This window comes from Paraburkholderia hospita (assembly GCF_002902965.1).
GTDB lineage: Bacteria > Pseudomonadota > Gammaproteobacteria > Burkholderiales > Burkholderiaceae > Paraburkholderia > Paraburkholderia hospita.
This window is the reverse complement of sequence record NZ_CP026105.1, coordinates 57460-74281: the sequence shown is the minus strand read 5'-3', so window position 1 is coordinate 74281 and position 16822 is coordinate 57460. Positions and strand designations below refer to the sequence as shown.

The following is a 16822-nucleotide window of genomic DNA, read 5'->3' as shown; positions in this document are numbered from 1 at the left end:
CTGAATTCATGCGGTTCGGGCCCTGCGCGCGGCGCGCGGTTCGCACCCCAGTTTGACGAACACAAGGCGACTTCACATGGCGAACAACATGATTCCCGTCACTATCCTGACCGGCTTCCTCGGCAGCGGCAAAACCACGCTGCTCAAGCGCATCCTGAACGAGAAGCACGGCATGAAGATCGCCGTGATCGAAAACGAGTTCGGCGAAGAAAACATCGACAACGACATCCTCGTGCAGGACACGGGTGAGCAGATCATCCAGATGAGCAACGGCTGCATCTGCTGCACGATTCGCGGCGACCTCGCGCGCGTGCTCGGCGATCTCGCCGCGCAGAAGCAGGAAGGCAAGGTGAACTTCGACCGCGTCGTGATCGAAACGACAGGCCTGGCCAACCCTGGCCCGGTCGCGCAGACCTTCTTCATGGATAACCAGATCGCCGACGAATTCCTGCTCGACGCGATCATCACGCTCGTCGACGCGAAGCATGCCGACCATCAGCTCGACGAGCACGAAGTCGTGCAGCGCCAGGTCGGTTTCGCGGACCGTCTGTTCATCACCAAGTCCGATCTCGTCAACGAAAAGGTGGTTGGCGATCTGCGCCACCGCCTGCTGCACATGAACCCGCGCGCGCAAATCCGCGTCGTGAACTTCGGTGAAGCGGACATCAAGGAAATCTTCGACCTGCGCGGCTTCAACCTGAACTCGAAGCTCGAAATCGACCCGGACTTCCTCGCCGAGGACGACCGCGATCACGCGCATCACGACCATGACCACGATCATGATCATGACCACGCGAACTGCGATCACGATCACGGCAAGTGCGATCACGAAGGCCACGATCACGGCCATCATCACCATCACGCGCATCACGACGACAAGATCAAGTCGTTCGTTTTCCGCAGCGATCGCCCGTTCGATCCGAACAAGCTCGAAGACTTCCTCGGCGGCATTCTGCAGATTTATGGCGAGCGCCTGCTGCGCTACAAGGGCGTGCTGTACATGAAGGGCGTCGATCGCAAGGTCGTCTTCCAGGGCGTGCATCAGATGATGGGCAGCGACCTCGCGGCCAAGTGGCAACCCATCGAGAAAAAGACCAACAAGATGGTGTTCATCGGCATCGACCTGCCGCAAGACCTGATCACCGACGGTCTTGAAGCCTGCCTCGTCTGATTCGTTCTTGCCGACCAGAGTTGGCGCTTTAGCGCCTTACTCTGGTCCCACGCAGCTATGCTGCGCGCTGGGATGGACGCCTTTTAGCGTTCGTCCCAGCTGCCATCTGTTCGCTTCCCAACGCGAAAAGGACCTCAAAAGCGCAAGCACGGCAATTTAAAAGCCCGTTTGCGGTCAAAGCACGTGAAAACCCTGTTACGAGAATACGTGTACGACCATCGCTTTTTAGTGAACAGCGCGTTATATTTTCACGATAAGTGGAGTTTGCGGCAGGGATTTCCCCCGCTTGCGGTTTCGTATTGTGATTCAGTTACAATACGGCCCCACTGGAGAAAGAGAACGATTTGCCCGGTGTAAAGCGCGTAGTCGCTTCGCAGCCGTGCCGGGCCGAAAAACGGCGCCGGAAAATCTAATCCGGGGACATCGCCGATATGCCGGCCGGCCACACTCCGGCTTATAACGCGCTGCCGGGAAGCATTGCCTCAGGAGCATTGGAAGAATCGGTTTCCAGAGGAGTTCGGCCCCGCATCGGCGCTTCGGCGTCACGACAGCCCACCGTCCGTGTTCGCCGGCGCTCATTTGAGCGTCATCGAGGCGCCTTTTGCGGGCAACACGAAAGTGCGGGCATGATTTGCCTCACATTGACGAAGCAAGCCAGATGACCACGAAACGACTCTTGACCGAAGCCGAAATCCTGAAGATGAGCGACAAGGATTACATGAATGAGGATCAGCTCGCTTTCTTCAAGAACCGGCTCGAGCAGCTGCAGGCGGACATTCTCCGCAATGCCGGCCAGACCACCGAGAACCTCCGCGAAACCGTGATCGTGCCGGACCCGGCCGACCGCGCGACGATCGAGGAAGAGCATGCGCTCGAACTGCGCACGCGCGACCGCGAACGCAAGCTGCTGAAGAAGGTGCAGCAATCGATCGCGCGGATCGAATCGGGCGATTACGGCTGGTGCGAAGAAACGGGTGAGCCGATCGGCATTCCCCGCCTGCTCGCGCGTCCGACCGCCACCCTGTCGCTCGAAGCACAGGAACGCCGCGAACTGCGCCAGAAGCTGTTCGGCGACTGATCGACGGGCGGCGCGGTTTTCGGGGTCCGCGCCCCAGACACGCTTCGTCAGAGGCGCACGGTGAACCGTGCGCCTCTTTTTTCTTTTCAGGCCGCGCTTTTATCGGGCCGCTCGCCGGCTTGCACGGGCTAATCGGTAAATGCGCACTGCATAATCTGAAGCGCGGACGGCCCGTCAGTACCTTTTACCGCTGCTGAAACCTCGACAGCATTTCCCAGTCACCACACACTCTCTGTCTTTTCTCGCGCCCGTTCGACTCCGGCTCTTGATATGGCAGCGTCCGCCCTAAAATAAATCCGACATGCGTTGCACGCGCGCGCGGCACCCAGCATCGCGCGCCGGCCGCTCTCGGATTCCGTGGTGGCGCATCGACGCCTCCGCGTCCTCGCTAGTTTTGCAAAAGGAACGCATATGGAGCAATTTCACGGCACGACGATCGTCTCCGTGCGCCGCGGCGACAAGGTCGCGCTCGGCGGCGACGGCCAGGTCACGCTGGGCAACATCGTCATGAAGGGCGGCGCGAAGAAGGTCCGCCGCATCTATAACGGCAAGGTGCTGGTCGGGTTCGCCGGCGGCACGGCCGACGCGTTCTCGCTGCTCGACCGTTTCGAGGCCAAGCTCGAAAAGCATCAGGGCAATCTCACACGCTCCGCCGTCGAACTGGCGAAAGACTGGCGCACCGACCGCATGCTGCGCCGTCTGGAAGCCATGCTGATCGCGGCCGACGCGACCACCACGCTGGTCATCACCGGCAACGGCGATGTGCTCGACCCGGAAGGCGGGATCTGTGCGATCGGCTCGGGCGGCGCGTACGCGCAGGCCGCCGCGAAGGCGCTTGCCGACAATACGGATCTTTCGCCGCGCGAGATCGTCGAAAAGTCGCTAGAGATCGCCGGCGACATGTGTATCTACACGAACCACAACCGCGTCATCGAGACAATCGAGTAAGGACACACGATGAGCACCATGACTCCCGCCGAGATCGTCTCGGAACTCGACAAGCACATCATCGGCCAGCATCGCGCGAAAAAAGCCGTCGCGGTTGCGTTGCGCAACCGCTGGCGCCGCCAGCAGGTCGCCGACCCGCTGCGCCAGGAAATCACGCCGAAGAACATCCTGATGATCGGGCCGACGGGCGTCGGCAAGACGGAAATTGCGCGGCGCCTCGCCAAGCTCGCCGACGCGCCGTTCATCAAGATCGAAGCGACCAAGTTCACCGAAGTCGGTTATGTCGGCCGTGACGTCGACAGCATCGTGCGCGACCTGATCGAAATCTCGGTCAAGCAGACACGCGAAACCGAAATGCGCAAGGTCCGCACAAAAGCCGAGGATCTCGCTGAAGACCGCATCCTCGATACGCTTCTGCCGGGCGCGCGCACGGTCGGCTTCGGCTCGGGCGTAGAGTCGGGCGGCGACGAATCGAACGCGACGCGTCAGACGTTCCGCAAGCGCCTGCGCGAAGGCCTGCTCGACGACAAGGAAATCGAGCTCGACATCGAGATGCCGCAAACCACGATGGACATCATGGGGCCGCCGGGCATGGAAGACATGACCGAGCAGATCCGCTCGATGTTCGCGAACCTGGGCGGCGGCAAGAAGACGCGCCGCAAGGTGAAGGTGAAGGAAGCGCTGAAGCTCCTCACCGACGAAGAAGCCGCGAAGATGCTCAACGACGAAGAGGTCAAGGCGAAGGCCGTGCAGAACGTCGAGCAGAACGGCATCGTGTTCCTCGATGAAATCGACAAGATCGCGTCGCGCAGCGAAGCCGGCGGCGGCGAGGTCTCGCGTCAGGGCGTGCAGCGCGATCTGCTGCCGCTCGTCGAAGGCACGACGATCAACACGAAGTACGGGATGGTGAAGACCGATCACATCCTGTTCATCGCAAGCGGGGCATTCCATCTGGCGAAGCCGAGCGATCTGATTCCGGAACTGCAAGGGCGCTTTCCGATTCGCGTCGAACTGGATTCGCTGTCGGTGAAGGACTTCGAAGCGATTCTCGACGCCACCGACGCCAGCCTCGTCAAGCAATACCAGGCGCTGCTCGAAACGGAAGACGTCCACCTCGAGTTCGCCGACGACGGCATCCGCCGTCTTGCGGAAATCGCTTACTCGGTGAACGAGAAGACGGAAAACATCGGCGCGCGTCGTCTTTATACGGTGATCGAAAAGCTGCTTGAGGAAGTCTCGTTCTCGGCGGGCAATCATGCCGGCAAGAACGTGATGATCGACGCAACGTATGTCGATCGGGCGTTGAACGAGGTGGCGCAAGACGAGGACCTGTCGCGCTACGTGCTGTAACGCGCGTCGTTACGCTGGCGAACGGGCCAAACGAAAGGGCGGCGCTCCGCAAGGAGCGCCGCCCTTTTTTCACCCTCGTCCGCGAGAAACTACGGCAAGGTCACTGCTTGACCGGCCGCTTCGCGAGCTTGCGCTGCAACGTGCGGCGGTGCATGTTCAGCGCGCGCGCCGTCGCCGAAATGTTGCCGCCGTTTTCCGCGAGCACGCGCTGGATGTGCTCCCACTCCAGCCGCGCGACCGACAGCGGCGTCGGATTCTCGATCGCCTCTTCGGCCTGCAACGCGCTCGCTTCCGTTTGCAGCGCGGAGAGGATCGTTTCGACGTTCGCGGGCTTCGCGAGATAGTTGTCCGCGCCGTCCTTCACCGCCTGAACGGCCGTCGCGATGCTCGCATAGCCCGTCAGCACCAGCATCCGCGCGTTCGGTTGCAGGTCGCGCAGCGGCGCGACGAGATTCAGCCCGGAGTCGTTGCCCAGATGCAGATCGACTGTGATCTGCCCGAACTTTTGCTGATTTGCGAGGCGAATCGCTTCGTCGGCGTTGTGCGCTTCGGACACGGTGAAGCCGCGACGGGTCAACCCGCGCGCGAGGATGCCGGAGAACACTTCGTCGTCGTCGATGACCAGAAAATTCTTATCGCTCATGCTTGCTTCTCCGTATTGGACGACGCGGCGCCCTGCCGGCCCGCGCCCATTTGCTCGCGGGCCAAAGGCAACCGCAATACTGCGCGCGTGCCGCGCGGCTTGATTTCGCTGACGTCGGTGAGCTCGATCGATCCGCCGAGCCGCGCCGCCGCCGAAAACGCCAGATACAGCCCGACGCCATGCCCACCCTGCGTGCTGTCGACGGGCGCCGCGCCCAGCAAGCCGCGCAGCGGCGCCGGCACGCCCGGCCCGGCGTCGCAGACTTCGAAGTCGATCGAATCGTTGTCGGCGAGCGTCGCGGCAAGCGTCACGTGATCGCGGCTCGCGCGCGCGGCGTTGTCGAGCAGGATGGTGAGAATCTGGCTGACGGCGACGGTGTCGTCGACACTGACGTTCGCGGGCGGCTCGCCGAGGCGCTCGAACTTGACGTGCGGATGGCGCAAGCGCCACTGATTGACGAACGAATCGAGCCACTCGTCGACCAGTTGGCGGCTGCCTTGCGTCGATGCGCGACTGCGCAGGCGCGCGAGCGCCGACGTGCACAGCGTCATCTGCTGGTCGAGGATGTCGAGGTCGGCGGTGTACGGCTTCAGACCTTCGTCGCTACGCGCGGCGTCGCGCAGTTCTTCCGTGAGCATCGCGATCGTCGACAGCGGCGTGCCCATTTCATGCGCGACTGTCGCGGCCTGCACGCCGAGCGCCACCGCGCGCTCGTCGCGCAGCAGACGCTGTTGCGCATCGCCGAGCGCCGCGTCGCGTTGACGCAGCCCGCGCGACATGCGCGCCACGAACCACGCGATCAGCCCGACGCTGACCATGAAGTTCACCCACATGCCGGCGCGGTAGTAGTCGAACAGATTCGCGGGATTGTCGAGATTGAGCGGCACCGATTCGAAGCCGAGCACGGCATAGCACGCCACGGCGAATGCCGCGAGCCACGCCATCAGATGCCAGGGCAGCACGGCGGCCGCAATCGCCAGCGACGGCAGGTACAACGAGACGAAAGGATTGGTCGTACCGCCCGACAGAAACAGCAGCGCGGACAGCGCGCCGAGATCGACCCATAGTTGCCCGAACAGCTCGAGGTTCGACTCGGGCTTCTGGCTCGCGACGCGCAGCCACGTCAGCGCGTTGAAAATCACTTCGAGCCCGATGATGAGCAGCATCGCCGGCAACGGCAGCTTGACGCCGACAAAGGTCTGGACGAACGCAATTGTCACGAGTTGCCCGATGATGGCAAGACTGCGTAGCCAGAAGAGATGCCCGAGGTTGACCCGGCCGGTGACGGTTATGCGCTGCATCCTGCGAGTTTACCTGTTGGGAGGGGTCTGATTCATCTAGCGAATGATCGGAACTATAGTGGTCTTTATCGTTTCCGGCGCGGCCGACAATCTCCACCCACAAATGCTTAAAACAACAGTTGATCCACATCAAGTTCTTTTGGATTCCTTCCAGACATTCCTGCGTCACGCTGTCGCAGCGCTTCACCAAGGCGACCGGCAAGCCCACGACATCTGGCTCCAGGCCGCTTCGCATCTGTTTCCAACCAATCCCGATTCGCTCGATGAAATGACGCCGCAACTGGTCGCCAGGGGACGCGGCGTCGAGGCGGAGACGATTGCCCGTGCTTTCGCCGCGCTCGCGCCGCACGATCCTCGAGCGCTCTTTCGCCTGGGTCTCACACTGCAATTGATGCACCGGCACGGCGATGCCGTCGCGCCCTACCGTGACGCGCTCGCCATCGACCCCGACCTGCATAGCCTGCGCAACAATCTGGCAAGCGCGTTGATGTGGATGAATCCGGCTTCGGCGGAAGCGGCCGAACTGCTGACGGCCGCGCTCCACCAGAATCCCGCCGATTCGAACGCGTGGGTCAATCTCGGAAAGTCGCACCTCGCTCGCTTCGACCTCGACAGCGCGCTCGAAGCCGAGCGGCATGCGATCGATCTTCAGCCCGACAACCCGGTCGTGCTCGGCAATCACGGGCAGACACTGCGCGAAGCGCAGCAATGGGAAAACGCCGAGCGCTTCACATTCGCCGCGCACCGCGCTGCGCCGGACACGCCGTCGCACCTGTCCAACCTCAGCATGATCCACCTGCTGCGCGGCAATTACGCCGACGGCTGGCGCGAGCATGAAGCGCGCTGGGACGGATCGAAGGAACTGGCAGGCAAACGACCGGTGCTGCAAGGGCCCGCCTGGCGCGGCGAATCGCTGGCAGGCAAGACGCTGCTGCTTTGGGGCGAACAGGGGATGGGCGATCTGCTGCAATTCTGCCGCTATGTTCCGTTGCTGGCCGAGCGCGTGCATCGCGAAGGCGGACGTCTTGCCTGGAACTCGTTTCCGCAGATGGGTGCGCTGCTCGGACGCTCGCTGGCGCAACATGTCGACGAGTTCACGTTGGGGGGTGGCGTCGAGCAGTTGCCGAAGTTCGACTACGAGGTCTCGCTACTGTCGCTGCCTTTGCTGTTCGATACGCGCGAAGAAACGATCCCGTCGACTGTTCCGTATCTGCAAGCCGATCCGCTAGCCGTCGACGCGTGGCGTCAACGGCTTGCCGGCGAAAAGCGGCTGAAGGTCGGACTCGTGTGGACGGGCAGCCACGGACACCAACGCAATCCGTACCGCCGCGTCGGCCTGGAACGCTATGTCGACGCTTTCCGCGAACTCGACAACGTCGCTTTCTATTCGCTGCAGCCCGGCGCCGCAGCCGAAGTGGCGGCGGCCCGCACGGCAGGACTCGATATCGCCGACCACACGGCGGAGTTCAAAACCTTCGACGACACCGCGGCCTATCTCGGCGCGCTCGATCTGGTGATCACCGTGTGCACGTCCGTCGCGCATCTGAGCGGTGCAATCGGGCAGCGCACGTGGGTACTGCTCGACGTCAATCCGCATTGGGTCTGGCTGCTCGATCGCACCGACAGCCCGTGGTATTCGAGCGCGAGCTTGTACCGGCAGCCGCAGTTTGCGCAGTGGGAGCCGGTGTTCGACAAGCTGACGCGCGATCTCGCGGCGCTGGCGGATTCGCGTCCATAACCTCGCATCTGGCCCACTCGCCGGATGCTTCAGTCCGGCGCGGGCGCGGCGCTTCCTTCCATTGCGCGCGTCCGCGCAATTGCATCGGCGAGGCATTCGGGGCATAGACAGCCGGTGCCGGCGTCGAGCGCCTCGGTGGGCATCGCGGGCATCGATACGCACCAGCACGCCTCGCGGCCGCCGCGCGCGCCGCAGTCGAACACACGGCGGCAGCGCGGGCAGCGAGCGCTCGACGTTGTGGAAGATCCAATCGATTCGGATGGGGACGGGTTCATGACAGCGAGATGAAACCGGTCAATGGATTCAAACATGATGCCACTTCCGGCGAGCCAGCAAAACGCCTGCCCGCTCGCCGCCGATTCGCCCGTTTGCAAAAGTGGCCGGCCTTTCCAGTTGCGCGAGAGAACTTACCAGCCGGGCAATGGCCCAAACCTTCCGTCGCACCGCTGCAAATTGCAGCGTGAACCACGCGTCCGTCGCACGCGATATCCGCTTTTCCGCACTGCAGCACAACGGCCACGATCGCCGCGACGGCACACATCAGTTTCACTATTGCACCGCGCCAGTTGTGTACAATCCGGCCTTGTTTTCACCGTTTCCGTGTCCGAGCCGCCGCCATGTCCGAGACTCCCGACCTGTCCCAGATCGCCCCCACGCTGAAGGCTGAAATTCTCGCCGAGGCGCTGCCCTATATCCGCCAGTATCACGGCAAGACCGTCGTCATCAAGTACGGCGGCAACGCGATGACGGAAGAGCGCCTGAAACAAGGCTTCGCGCGCGACGTGATCCTGCTGAAGCTGGTCGGCATCAACCCGGTGATCGTGCACGGCGGCGGTCCGCAGATCGATCAGGCGTTGAAGAAGATCGGCAAACAGGGCACGTTCATCCAGGGCATGCGCGTCACCGACGAAGAGACGATGGAAGTCGTCGAATGGGTGCTGGGCGGCGAAGTGCAGCAGGACATCGTCACGCTGATCAACCACTTCGGCGGTCACGCAGTCGGTCTGACGGGCAAGGACGGCGGCCTGATCCACGCGCGCAAGCTGCTGATGCCGGACCGCGACAACCCCGGTCAGTACATCGACATTGGCCAGGTCGGCGAAGTCGAGGCGATCAACCCGGCCGTCGTGAAGGCGCTGCAGGACGACGCGTTCATCCCCGTCATTTCGCCCATCGGTTTCGGCGAAGACGGCCTGTCGTACAACATCAACGCGGACCTCGTCGCGGGCAAGCTGGCCGTCGTGCTGAACGCCGAGAAGCTCGTCATGATGACGAACATCCCGGGCGTGATGGACAAGGAGGGCACGCTGCTGACCGATCTGTCCGCGCGCGAAATCGACTCGCTGTTCGCCGACGGCACGATCTCGGGCGGCATGCTGCCGAAGATCTCGTCGGCGCTCGACGCCGCCAAGAGCGGCGTGCGTTCGGTGCACATCATCGACGGCCGCATCGAGCATTCTGTGCTGCTCGAAATCCTGACGGAGCAGCCGTTCGGCACGATGATCCGCTCGCACTGAGCGCGGTCGTCACGTCACGTATCACGCAAAATCACGCATCGCGCGAAGCACGGCACGCTGGCCGCCGTGCTTCGCAGAAGGCATACTGGCCTTCGGTCTTTCGCGCAGTGTCCTGCGCTGTCTCAAGCTTTTCCATTTGCACGCATCGCGCGCCGCCCGTCTTGCACGGCAGCGGACCGCCTCGCGCGCTTGATATCTACCACGCCGCAACATCATGCGCACTTTCCGTCCGAAGCGCCGTCGGCCGCAGATTCACGCCGGCACGCCCGTCTGGCTGTTCGATCTCGACAACACGCTGCATCACGCGTCGCACGCGATCTTCCCGGCGATCAACACCGCGATGACGCAGTACATCATCGACGCGCTGCAAGTCGAGCGCGACGAAGCGAACCGTCTGCGCACCGGATACACGCAGCGCTACGGCGCGGCGCTGCTCGGGCTCACGCGTCACCATCCCGTCGATCCGCATGACTTCCTGAAAGTCGTCCACACGTTTCCCGATCTGCGCGCGATGCTGCGCAGCGAACGCGGCCTGAAACGTCTCGTCGACGCGCTGCCGGGCCGCAAGATCGTGCTGACCAACGCACCCGAAGCGTATGCGCTCGACGTGCTGAAAGAGCTCGGCATCGAGCGGCTGTTCGAGCGCGTGATCGCCATCGAGCACATGCGCGACCGCCGCTACTGGCGCGCAAAACCGGATCACGCGATGCTGCGCCGTGCGATGCGCGACGCTCATGTGCGTCTCTCGGACGCGGTGCTCGTCGAAGACACGCGCAGCCATTTGAAGAACTACCGGCGGCTCGGCATCCGCACGGTGTGGATCGTCGGCCACCTGCCGCGGGCGGCGCGCGCGGACGGCTCGCTTGCGCGATTGCCGGGCACGGGTCGCCCGCACTATGTCGACAGCCGCATTCGTTCGCTAAAATCGTTGAGACTGGGCACTCGCCCAGGAAGGCCGATCGAACCACTCACGGAGCATCCGGCCTGGCGATAACAGGGACGACAGACATGCAGCCTATCCGCAAGCATGACGAGGACGTAACCGAAGACCAAACCGCCGCACCGCGCTCGACGCGCCTGAAACCGGGCGAGCGGCGCGTGCATATCCTCCAGACGCTGGCCGCGATGCTGGAGGCCCCGAAGAACGAAAAAATCACCACGGCGGCGCTGGCCGCGCGTATCGGCGTGTCGGAAGCGGCGCTGTACCGCCATTTCGCGAGCAAGGCGCAGATGTTCGAAGGGCTGATCGAATTCATCGAGCAGACGCTCTTTGGGCTCATCAACCAGATCATCGCGAAAGAGCCGAACGGCGTGCTGCAGGCCCGCGCGATCGCGCTCATGCTGCTCAATTTTTCAGCGAAGAATCCTGGCATGACACGCGTGCTGACCTGCGAAGCGCTCGTCGGCGAACACGAGCGGCTAACCGAGCGGGTCAACCAGTTGCTCGAGCGCGTCGAGGCGTCGCTCAAGCAATGTCTGCGGCTCGGATTGATGGACGCGTCGAGCCACGCCGAACACACTGCGATCCCGCTGCCTGCCGACTACGATCCCGTGGCGCGTGCGAGCCTTTTGCTCAGCTACATCATCGGGCGCTGGCATCGCTTCGTGCGCAGCGGCTTCTCGCGCGCGCCGATCGAACAGGCCGACGCGCAATTGCGCCTCATCCTCCAGTAGGGCGGGCCAGCGCAGACGCAGCGCATTTTCCGCTATACTCTGCGCTTGACCGTTCTTGACGGTCCAGAATTGCACAACGCGCCGATTTGCTGACTCGATTGCGGGCGCGCGAACCAGCGGATGGAGGTCATCCATTCCGGTTCACTATAAATGCGGCTAAAGAGGTCGTCAGCCGCGCACACTCCTTCCGCGCAATCGCCGACACCATTTAGCCGCGCCATGTCAGAAGGCGGAATGAATGGAATCGATCGGGATCGTCACTCCACAAACAATGCATTTCTCCGAGCCGCTGCGCCTGCAGAACGGCAGCTCGCTCGCGAACTACGACCTCGTCGTCGAAACGTACGGTACGCTCAACACCGCGCGCAGCAATGCCGTGCTCGTGTGCCACGCGCTCAACGCGTCGCATCACGTGGCGGGCGTCTATGCGGATGATCCGAAGAACGTCGGCTGGTGGGACAACATGGTTGGCCCCGGCAAGCCGCTCGACACCGACCGCTTCTTCGTGATCGGCGTGAACAACCTCGGTTCGTGCTTCGGCTCGACGGGCCCGATGAGCATCGATCCGTCGACGGGCCGTCCGTACGGCGCGAGCTTCCCCGTCGTGACGGTCGAAGACTGGGTGAACGCGCAGGCGCTCGTCGCCGACACGTTCGGCATCGAGAAATTCGCAGCCGTGATGGGCGGCAGTCTCGGCGGCATGCAGGCGCTCGCGTGGAGCATGATGTATCCCGAGCGGCTTGCGCATTGCATCGTCGTTGCATCGACGCCGAAGCTCTCGGCGCAGAACATCGCGTTCAACGAAGTGGCGCGCTCGTCGATCCTGTCGGATCCGGATTTTCACGGCGGCAACTACTACGCGCACGGCGTGAAGCCGAAGCGCGGCTTGCGCGTCGCGCGGATGATCGGCCACATCACTTATCTGTCCGACGACGACATGGCCGCGAAGTTCGGCCGCGCGCTGCGTCGCGCGGAAGGCGCGGAAGACGTCTACAACTTCAACTTCGACGTCGAGTTCGAAGTGGAATCGTATCTGCGCTACCAGGGCGACAAGTTCGCCGACTACTTCGACGCGAACACGTATCTGCTGATCACTCGCGCGCTCGATTACTTCGATCCCGCCAAGGCGTATGACGGCGATCTCACGGCGGCACTCGCGCATACGAAGGCGAAGTATCTGATCGCGAGCTTCTCGACCGACTGGCGTTTCGCGCCCGCGCGCTCGCGCGAGCTGGTGAAGGCGCTGCTCGATCACAAGCGCCAGGTCACGTACGGCGAAATCGACGCGCCGCACGGCCACGACGCTTTCCTCCTCGACGACGCGCGCTATCACAACCTGATGCGCGCCTACTACGAACGCATTGCTGCAGAGGTCAACGCATGAACCAGCGCGCTCTCGATTATCTTGCGACGCGGCCGGATTTCCGCGCGATCGCCCGCTGGGTCGAGCCACGCGGAACGGTGCTCGATCTCGGCTGCGGCGACGGCTCGCTGCTGTCGCTGCTGATGGAAGAACTCGAAGTGACGGGCTACGGCATCGAGATCAACGACGCCGGCGTGCTCGCTTCGACGAAGAACGGCATCAACGTGATCCAGCAGAATCTGGAAGACGGCTTGCGCCTGTTCGAAGACGGCAGCTTCGATTTTGCGATCCTTTCTCAAACGCTGCAGACCATTCACCAGACAGCCGCGATCCTGCGCGAGACGGTGCGCGTCGGCAAGGAATGCATCGTTTCGTTCCCAAATTTCGGATTCTGGACGCACCGACTGTCCGTTTTGCAGGGACGCATGCCCGTGTCAAAGTCGCTGCCTTATCAGTGGCACAACACGCCAAACGTGCGCGTGCTGACCATCAAGGATTTCGAGGCGCTCGCGCCGGAAGTCGGCATCGAGATTCTCGATCGCGTGGTGCTGCATGGCGGCCAGCAGGTGCGATGGGGCGTGAACTGGCGTGGTAGTCTTGCGGTCTATCGCGTCAAGAAAAGCTAACGTTACTCATCTCATGTCGAACCCGCCACACGAGGCGCCTGCACTAACCGCTCACGAAGAACATCCCGGCTGGCGCGCGTTTCTCAACGCGCGCATGCTGATCTGCGTTTTCCTCGGCTTCACGTCGGGGTTGCCGCTGTTCACCCTCGTCTATCTCGTCCAGGCCTGGCTGCGCTCAGAAGGCGTGAACCTGAAGGAAATCGGCCTGTTTGCGCTCATCCAGTTTCCCTATACGTGGAAATTCCTCTGGGCGCCGCTGATGGACCGTTACGTGCCGCGTCTGCCCGGCTGGCGGCCGGGGCGTCGGCGCGGCTGGATGCTCTTCACGCAGATCCTGGTCGCCGGCGCGATCGCGTCGCTCGGCATCGTCTCGCCGCGCGATTCAATCTGGACGGTTGCCGCACTGACCGCGCTCGTCGCGTTCTTCGGTGCGAGTTCGGATATCGTGATCGACGCGTATCGGCGCGAACTGCTGCACAATACCGAGCAAGGCCTCGGCAACGCTGTGCATGTGAACGCGTACAAGATCGCGGCGCTCGTGCCCGGTTCGCTCGCGCTGATTCTGTCGGACCATCTGCCATGGGCGACCGTGTTCATCGTGACGGCCGCGTTCATGCTGCCGGGCATGGTGATGACGCTTGTCGTGCGCGAGCCCGAAGTACACGGCACGCCGCCGAAGAACCTGCGCGAAGCGATCGTCGAACCGTTCCGCGAATTCATTCTGCGCGACGGCTGGCGCGGTGCGCTGTTCGTGCTCGGCTTCATCTTCCTGTACAAGCTCGGCGATACGATGGCGACCACGCTGTCCACGTCGTTCTTTCTCGACATCGGCTTTTCGCGCACACAGATCGGCGTGATTGCGAAGACGACGGCGTTCGGCGCGAGTCTGGCGGGCGGCATCATCGGCGGTATCGCGCTGATGCGCATCGGCATCGGTCGCGGCTTGTGGATCTTCGGCATCCTGCAGATGGTGTCGACGCTCGGCTTCGCATGGCTCGCGCATGTCGGGCCGACGTCGCCGGGACTCACCGTCGTGTACGACATCGCCGTCGCGCTCAGCACGGGCACAACGAAACTGCTGTCGTTGCTCGGCATCGGCTGGACGGTGCAGCTCGATCCGATGTCGGTCGCGCTCGCGCTCGTGTACGGCTTCGAGACATTCACGACAGGTCTCACGCTCGCCGCGTTCACCGCGTATATCGCGAGCACGACCGACCCGCGCTATACGGCGACGCAGTTCGCGCTCTTCACGTCGCTGGCTTCCGTGCCGCGCACGCTGGCGTCGGCGGCAAGCGGCTTCGCGGTCGCGCAGATCGGCTGGTTCAACTACTTCTTGGTCTGCACGGCGCTTGCTATACCGGGCATGCTACTGTTGTTCCGGATCGCCCCTTGGAGAAAGCAGTCGTGATGGTGTTTGCGTCGCGGCGCGCCGTCATGGGTCCGACTTCGCGCGCCGTTTCCCGTCTATCGCCTGCATATCGCATGCGCGGGCGTACCCGTGCGCTGCATCTGGCCGTTCTCGCTGCCTGCGCGGTGTCCGGCGTGACGTCGCCGTGGCAGGCGTACGCGACCGAATCGACGTCGAACGTCAGCGCGCCGCCCGCTGCGAACGCGCCTGCTGCGCCATCCACTCCTTCGACGCCTTCCGCGCCAAAGTTAGAAGCGGCGCCGTCCGCCGCGTCCGGCGCATCCGCGCCGTCGAACGCAGGCTCAGCGACACCGCCAACGCCCGTGACGGCTCGCACGCCGGCACCCACGCCGCCACCGCCACCGCCTTTCATGCCTAACCAGCAATTGCGCTATGGCGGGTACGCAGTGTTCCGCAATCTGATTCCGTCGCCGATGCTCGAAGCGCAATCGGCTGAGGAATTCGATCAGATCGCGCGCGGCGCCGAGCACATGAGTCGGCTCTATCCGTCATCGGACGCGCACGTGAAGCGCGTGCAGGCGATCGTCGACAAGCTCGTTCCGTATTCGCTGAAATGGAACGACCGCGCGAAGAACTGGAAGTGGGATATCGCGGTGCTGCGTTCGCCGGACATTCGTGTGTACTGTCTGCCAGGCGGCAAGATCGTCGTGTATGGCGGCATGCTCGACAAGGTCAAGCCCAACGACAACGAACTTGGCATGCTGCTCGGCCATGAAATCGCTCACGCGCTGCGTGAGCACGCGCGCGAGCGTCTCGGCGAACAGCAGGCCGCGCAACTCGGCTCGGGGACGATTCCGCAACTCTTCGGTCTCGCCGATCTGGGCGAAGCGCCGCTCGGCATCGGCACGCAGTTGCTGGAAATGAAGTACGAACGCGCGGATGAGACGGAAGCCGATGTGATCGGCAGCGACATTGCATCGCGTGCCGGTTACGATCCGCGCGCGGCGATCACGCTATGGGACAAACTCGCCGTCGCGACGCGCAACAACCGCGATCAGGGCTTCATCTACGTGCACCCGTATAACGCGGCACGTCGCGCGGACATCATGAAGCGGCTGGCCGACATGCTGCCGCTGTACGCGAAAGCTGTCGGCAAGAGCGTCGATGCGTTGCCCGACTATGCGGGCATCGGCCGCCCGCGCCGTACGACCGCGAACGACTGACGCCGCTTTCGTTTATTTCTTCGCGATCTTGTGCGCGTAGTCGACGGTCACGGGCGCGTGATCGCTGAACTTGATATCGCGGAACACATCGACGCGTTTCGCCGTCGCCGCAATGCCCGGCGTCGCGATCTGATAATCGATACGCCACCCCACGTTCTTCGCATACGCCTGGCCGCGATTGCTCCACCACGTGTATTGCTCCGGCCGCTGATCGAGCGTGCGGAACACGTCCACGTAGCCGACGTCGTCGAACAGTTTCGTCAGCCACGCGCGTTCTTCCGGCAGGCAGCCCGAGTTCTTCTGGTTGCCCTTCCAGTTCTTGATGTCGATTTCCTTGTGAACGATATTCACGTCGCCGCACACGATCACTTCGCGCTCTTTCGACAACTCAGTGAGATGCGGCATGAACTCGTCCATGAAGCGGTACTTCGCCTGCTGACGCTCGTCGCCGCTCGAACCCGACGGCACATACACCGAAATCACCGACAGATTGCCGAACCGCGCTTCGACGTAGCGCCCTTCGGGATCGAACTCTTCGCTGCCGAAGCCGATCACGACTTCATCCGGCTCGTGACGCGTATAGAGACCGGCGCCGCTGTAACCCTTCTTCACCGCATGCTGGAAATAGCCGGTGAAACCGTGAGGCGCGAGGAATTCAGGCGTCATGTCGTCCTGCGAGCATTTGATTTCCTGCACGCACACGACGTCGGCCTTCTGCTCGCCGAACCACTCGAAAAAGCCCTTCTTGGCCGCCGAACGGATGCCGTTCAGGTTGGCGGTGATCACACGCAACATGTTTTTCCTTCGTTATGTTTTCGTCT

Annotated in this window: 16 protein-coding genes; 12 read left to right on the top strand and 4 right to left on the bottom strand. The window is 62.9% G+C overall.

Annotated features, from left to right (window positions below; genetic code table 11):
* Positions 1-88: 88 nt before the first annotated feature.
* The 4 genes from C2L64_RS00345 to hslU all read left to right on the top strand — a co-directional run bounded on the left by C2L64_RS00345 (position 89) and on the right by hslU (position 4547).
* Positions 89-1171, top strand: a complete 1083-nt coding sequence (locus C2L64_RS00345; RefSeq protein WP_176133764.1) for a CobW family GTP-binding protein — start codon at positions 89-91, stop codon at positions 1169-1171.
* A 658-nt stretch (positions 1172-1829) separates the two neighbouring features.
* Positions 1830-2249: an RNA polymerase-binding protein DksA gene (gene dksA, locus C2L64_RS00340; RefSeq protein ID WP_007582076.1), complete on the top strand. Its 420-nt coding sequence runs from the start codon at positions 1830-1832 to the stop codon at positions 2247-2249.
* A gap of 411 nt (positions 2250-2660) precedes the next feature.
* The gene (gene hslV / locus C2L64_RS00335; RefSeq protein ID WP_007582075.1) at positions 2661-3197 is read left to right on the top strand and encodes an ATP-dependent protease subunit HslV; all 537 of its coding nucleotides are present in this window, start codon (positions 2661-2663) and stop codon (positions 3195-3197) included.
* 9 nt (positions 3198-3206) lie between these two features.
* A complete protein-coding gene (hslU, locus tag C2L64_RS00330; RefSeq protein ID WP_007582073.1) occupies positions 3207-4547 on the top strand; it encodes an ATP-dependent protease ATPase subunit HslU in 1341 nt (446 codons plus the stop codon).
* 100 nt (positions 4548-4647) lie between these two features.
* Here the strand turns inward: hslU and C2L64_RS00325 are convergent, their stop codons facing one another.
* Both C2L64_RS00325 and C2L64_RS00320 read right to left on the bottom strand, forming a co-directional pair.
* Positions 4648-5190 (bottom strand): response regulator transcription factor, encoded by a 543-nt coding sequence (locus tag C2L64_RS00325; RefSeq protein ID WP_007743952.1) that lies wholly within the window; start codon positions 5188-5190, stop codon positions 4648-4650.
* Positions 5187-6491 (bottom strand): ATP-binding protein, encoded by a 1305-nt coding sequence (locus tag C2L64_RS00320; RefSeq protein WP_079498442.1) that lies wholly within the window; start codon positions 6489-6491, stop codon positions 5187-5189. The genes C2L64_RS00325 and C2L64_RS00320 overlap by 4 nt, the downstream gene beginning before the upstream one ends.
* Before the next feature lie 103 nt (positions 6492-6594).
* Between C2L64_RS00320 and C2L64_RS00315 the strand changes: the two genes are divergently transcribed.
* Positions 6595-8229: a tetratricopeptide repeat protein gene (locus tag C2L64_RS00315; protein ID WP_090834841.1), complete on the top strand. Its 1635-nt coding sequence runs from the start codon at positions 6595-6597 to the stop codon at positions 8227-8229.
* Positions 8230-8258: 29 nt separating this feature from the next.
* Here the strand turns inward: C2L64_RS00315 and C2L64_RS00310 are convergent, their stop codons facing one another.
* Entirely contained in the window at positions 8259-8540 is a 282-nt protein-coding gene (locus C2L64_RS00310) for a cysteine-rich CWC family protein (protein ID WP_407671743.1), read from the bottom strand.
* Positions 8541-8846: 306 nt separating this feature from the next.
* Between C2L64_RS00310 and argB the strand changes: the two genes are divergently transcribed.
* The 7 genes from argB (at position 8847) to C2L64_RS00275 (ending at position 16001) form a co-directional block, all read left to right on the top strand.
* Positions 8847-9746: an acetylglutamate kinase gene (argB, locus tag C2L64_RS00305; RefSeq protein WP_007582059.1), complete on the top strand. Its 900-nt coding sequence runs from the start codon at positions 8847-8849 to the stop codon at positions 9744-9746.
* Between the two features lie 214 nt (positions 9747-9960).
* The gene (locus C2L64_RS00300; protein ID WP_079483955.1) at positions 9961-10740 is read left to right on the top strand and encodes a pyrimidine 5'-nucleotidase; all 780 of its coding nucleotides are present in this window, start codon (positions 9961-9963) and stop codon (positions 10738-10740) included.
* A gap of 14 nt (positions 10741-10754) precedes the next feature.
* Positions 10755-11420 carry a nucleoid occlusion factor SlmA gene (gene slmA, locus C2L64_RS00295; RefSeq protein WP_079483953.1) on the top strand — a complete coding sequence of 222 codons (666 nt, stop codon included), beginning with the start codon at positions 10755-10757 and terminating at the stop codon, positions 11418-11420.
* A gap of 238 nt (positions 11421-11658) precedes the next feature.
* Entirely contained in the window at positions 11659-12804 is a 1146-nt protein-coding gene (gene metX, locus C2L64_RS00290) for a homoserine O-succinyltransferase MetX (RefSeq protein ID WP_090834836.1), read from the top strand.
* A complete protein-coding gene (gene metW / locus C2L64_RS00285) occupies positions 12801-13409 on the top strand; it encodes a methionine biosynthesis protein MetW (RefSeq protein ID WP_007582053.1) in 609 nt (202 codons plus the stop codon). The genes metX and metW overlap by 4 nt, the downstream gene beginning before the upstream one ends.
* Before the next feature lie 13 nt (positions 13410-13422).
* Positions 13423-14817, top strand: a complete 1395-nt coding sequence (locus C2L64_RS00280) for an AmpG family muropeptide MFS transporter (RefSeq protein WP_090834831.1) — start codon at positions 13423-13425, stop codon at positions 14815-14817.
* The gene (locus tag C2L64_RS00275) at positions 14817-16001 is read left to right on the top strand and encodes a M48 family metallopeptidase (RefSeq protein WP_090834829.1); all 1185 of its coding nucleotides are present in this window, start codon (positions 14817-14819) and stop codon (positions 15999-16001) included. The genes C2L64_RS00280 and C2L64_RS00275 overlap by 1 nt, the downstream gene beginning before the upstream one ends.
* 12 nt (positions 16002-16013) lie before the next feature.
* Here C2L64_RS00275 and C2L64_RS00270 read toward each other — a convergent pair whose 3' ends face one another.
* Entirely contained in the window at positions 16014-16796 is a 783-nt protein-coding gene (locus C2L64_RS00270; protein ID WP_079483944.1) for an exodeoxyribonuclease III, read from the bottom strand.
* Between the last annotated feature and the right edge of the window lie 26 nt (positions 16797-16822).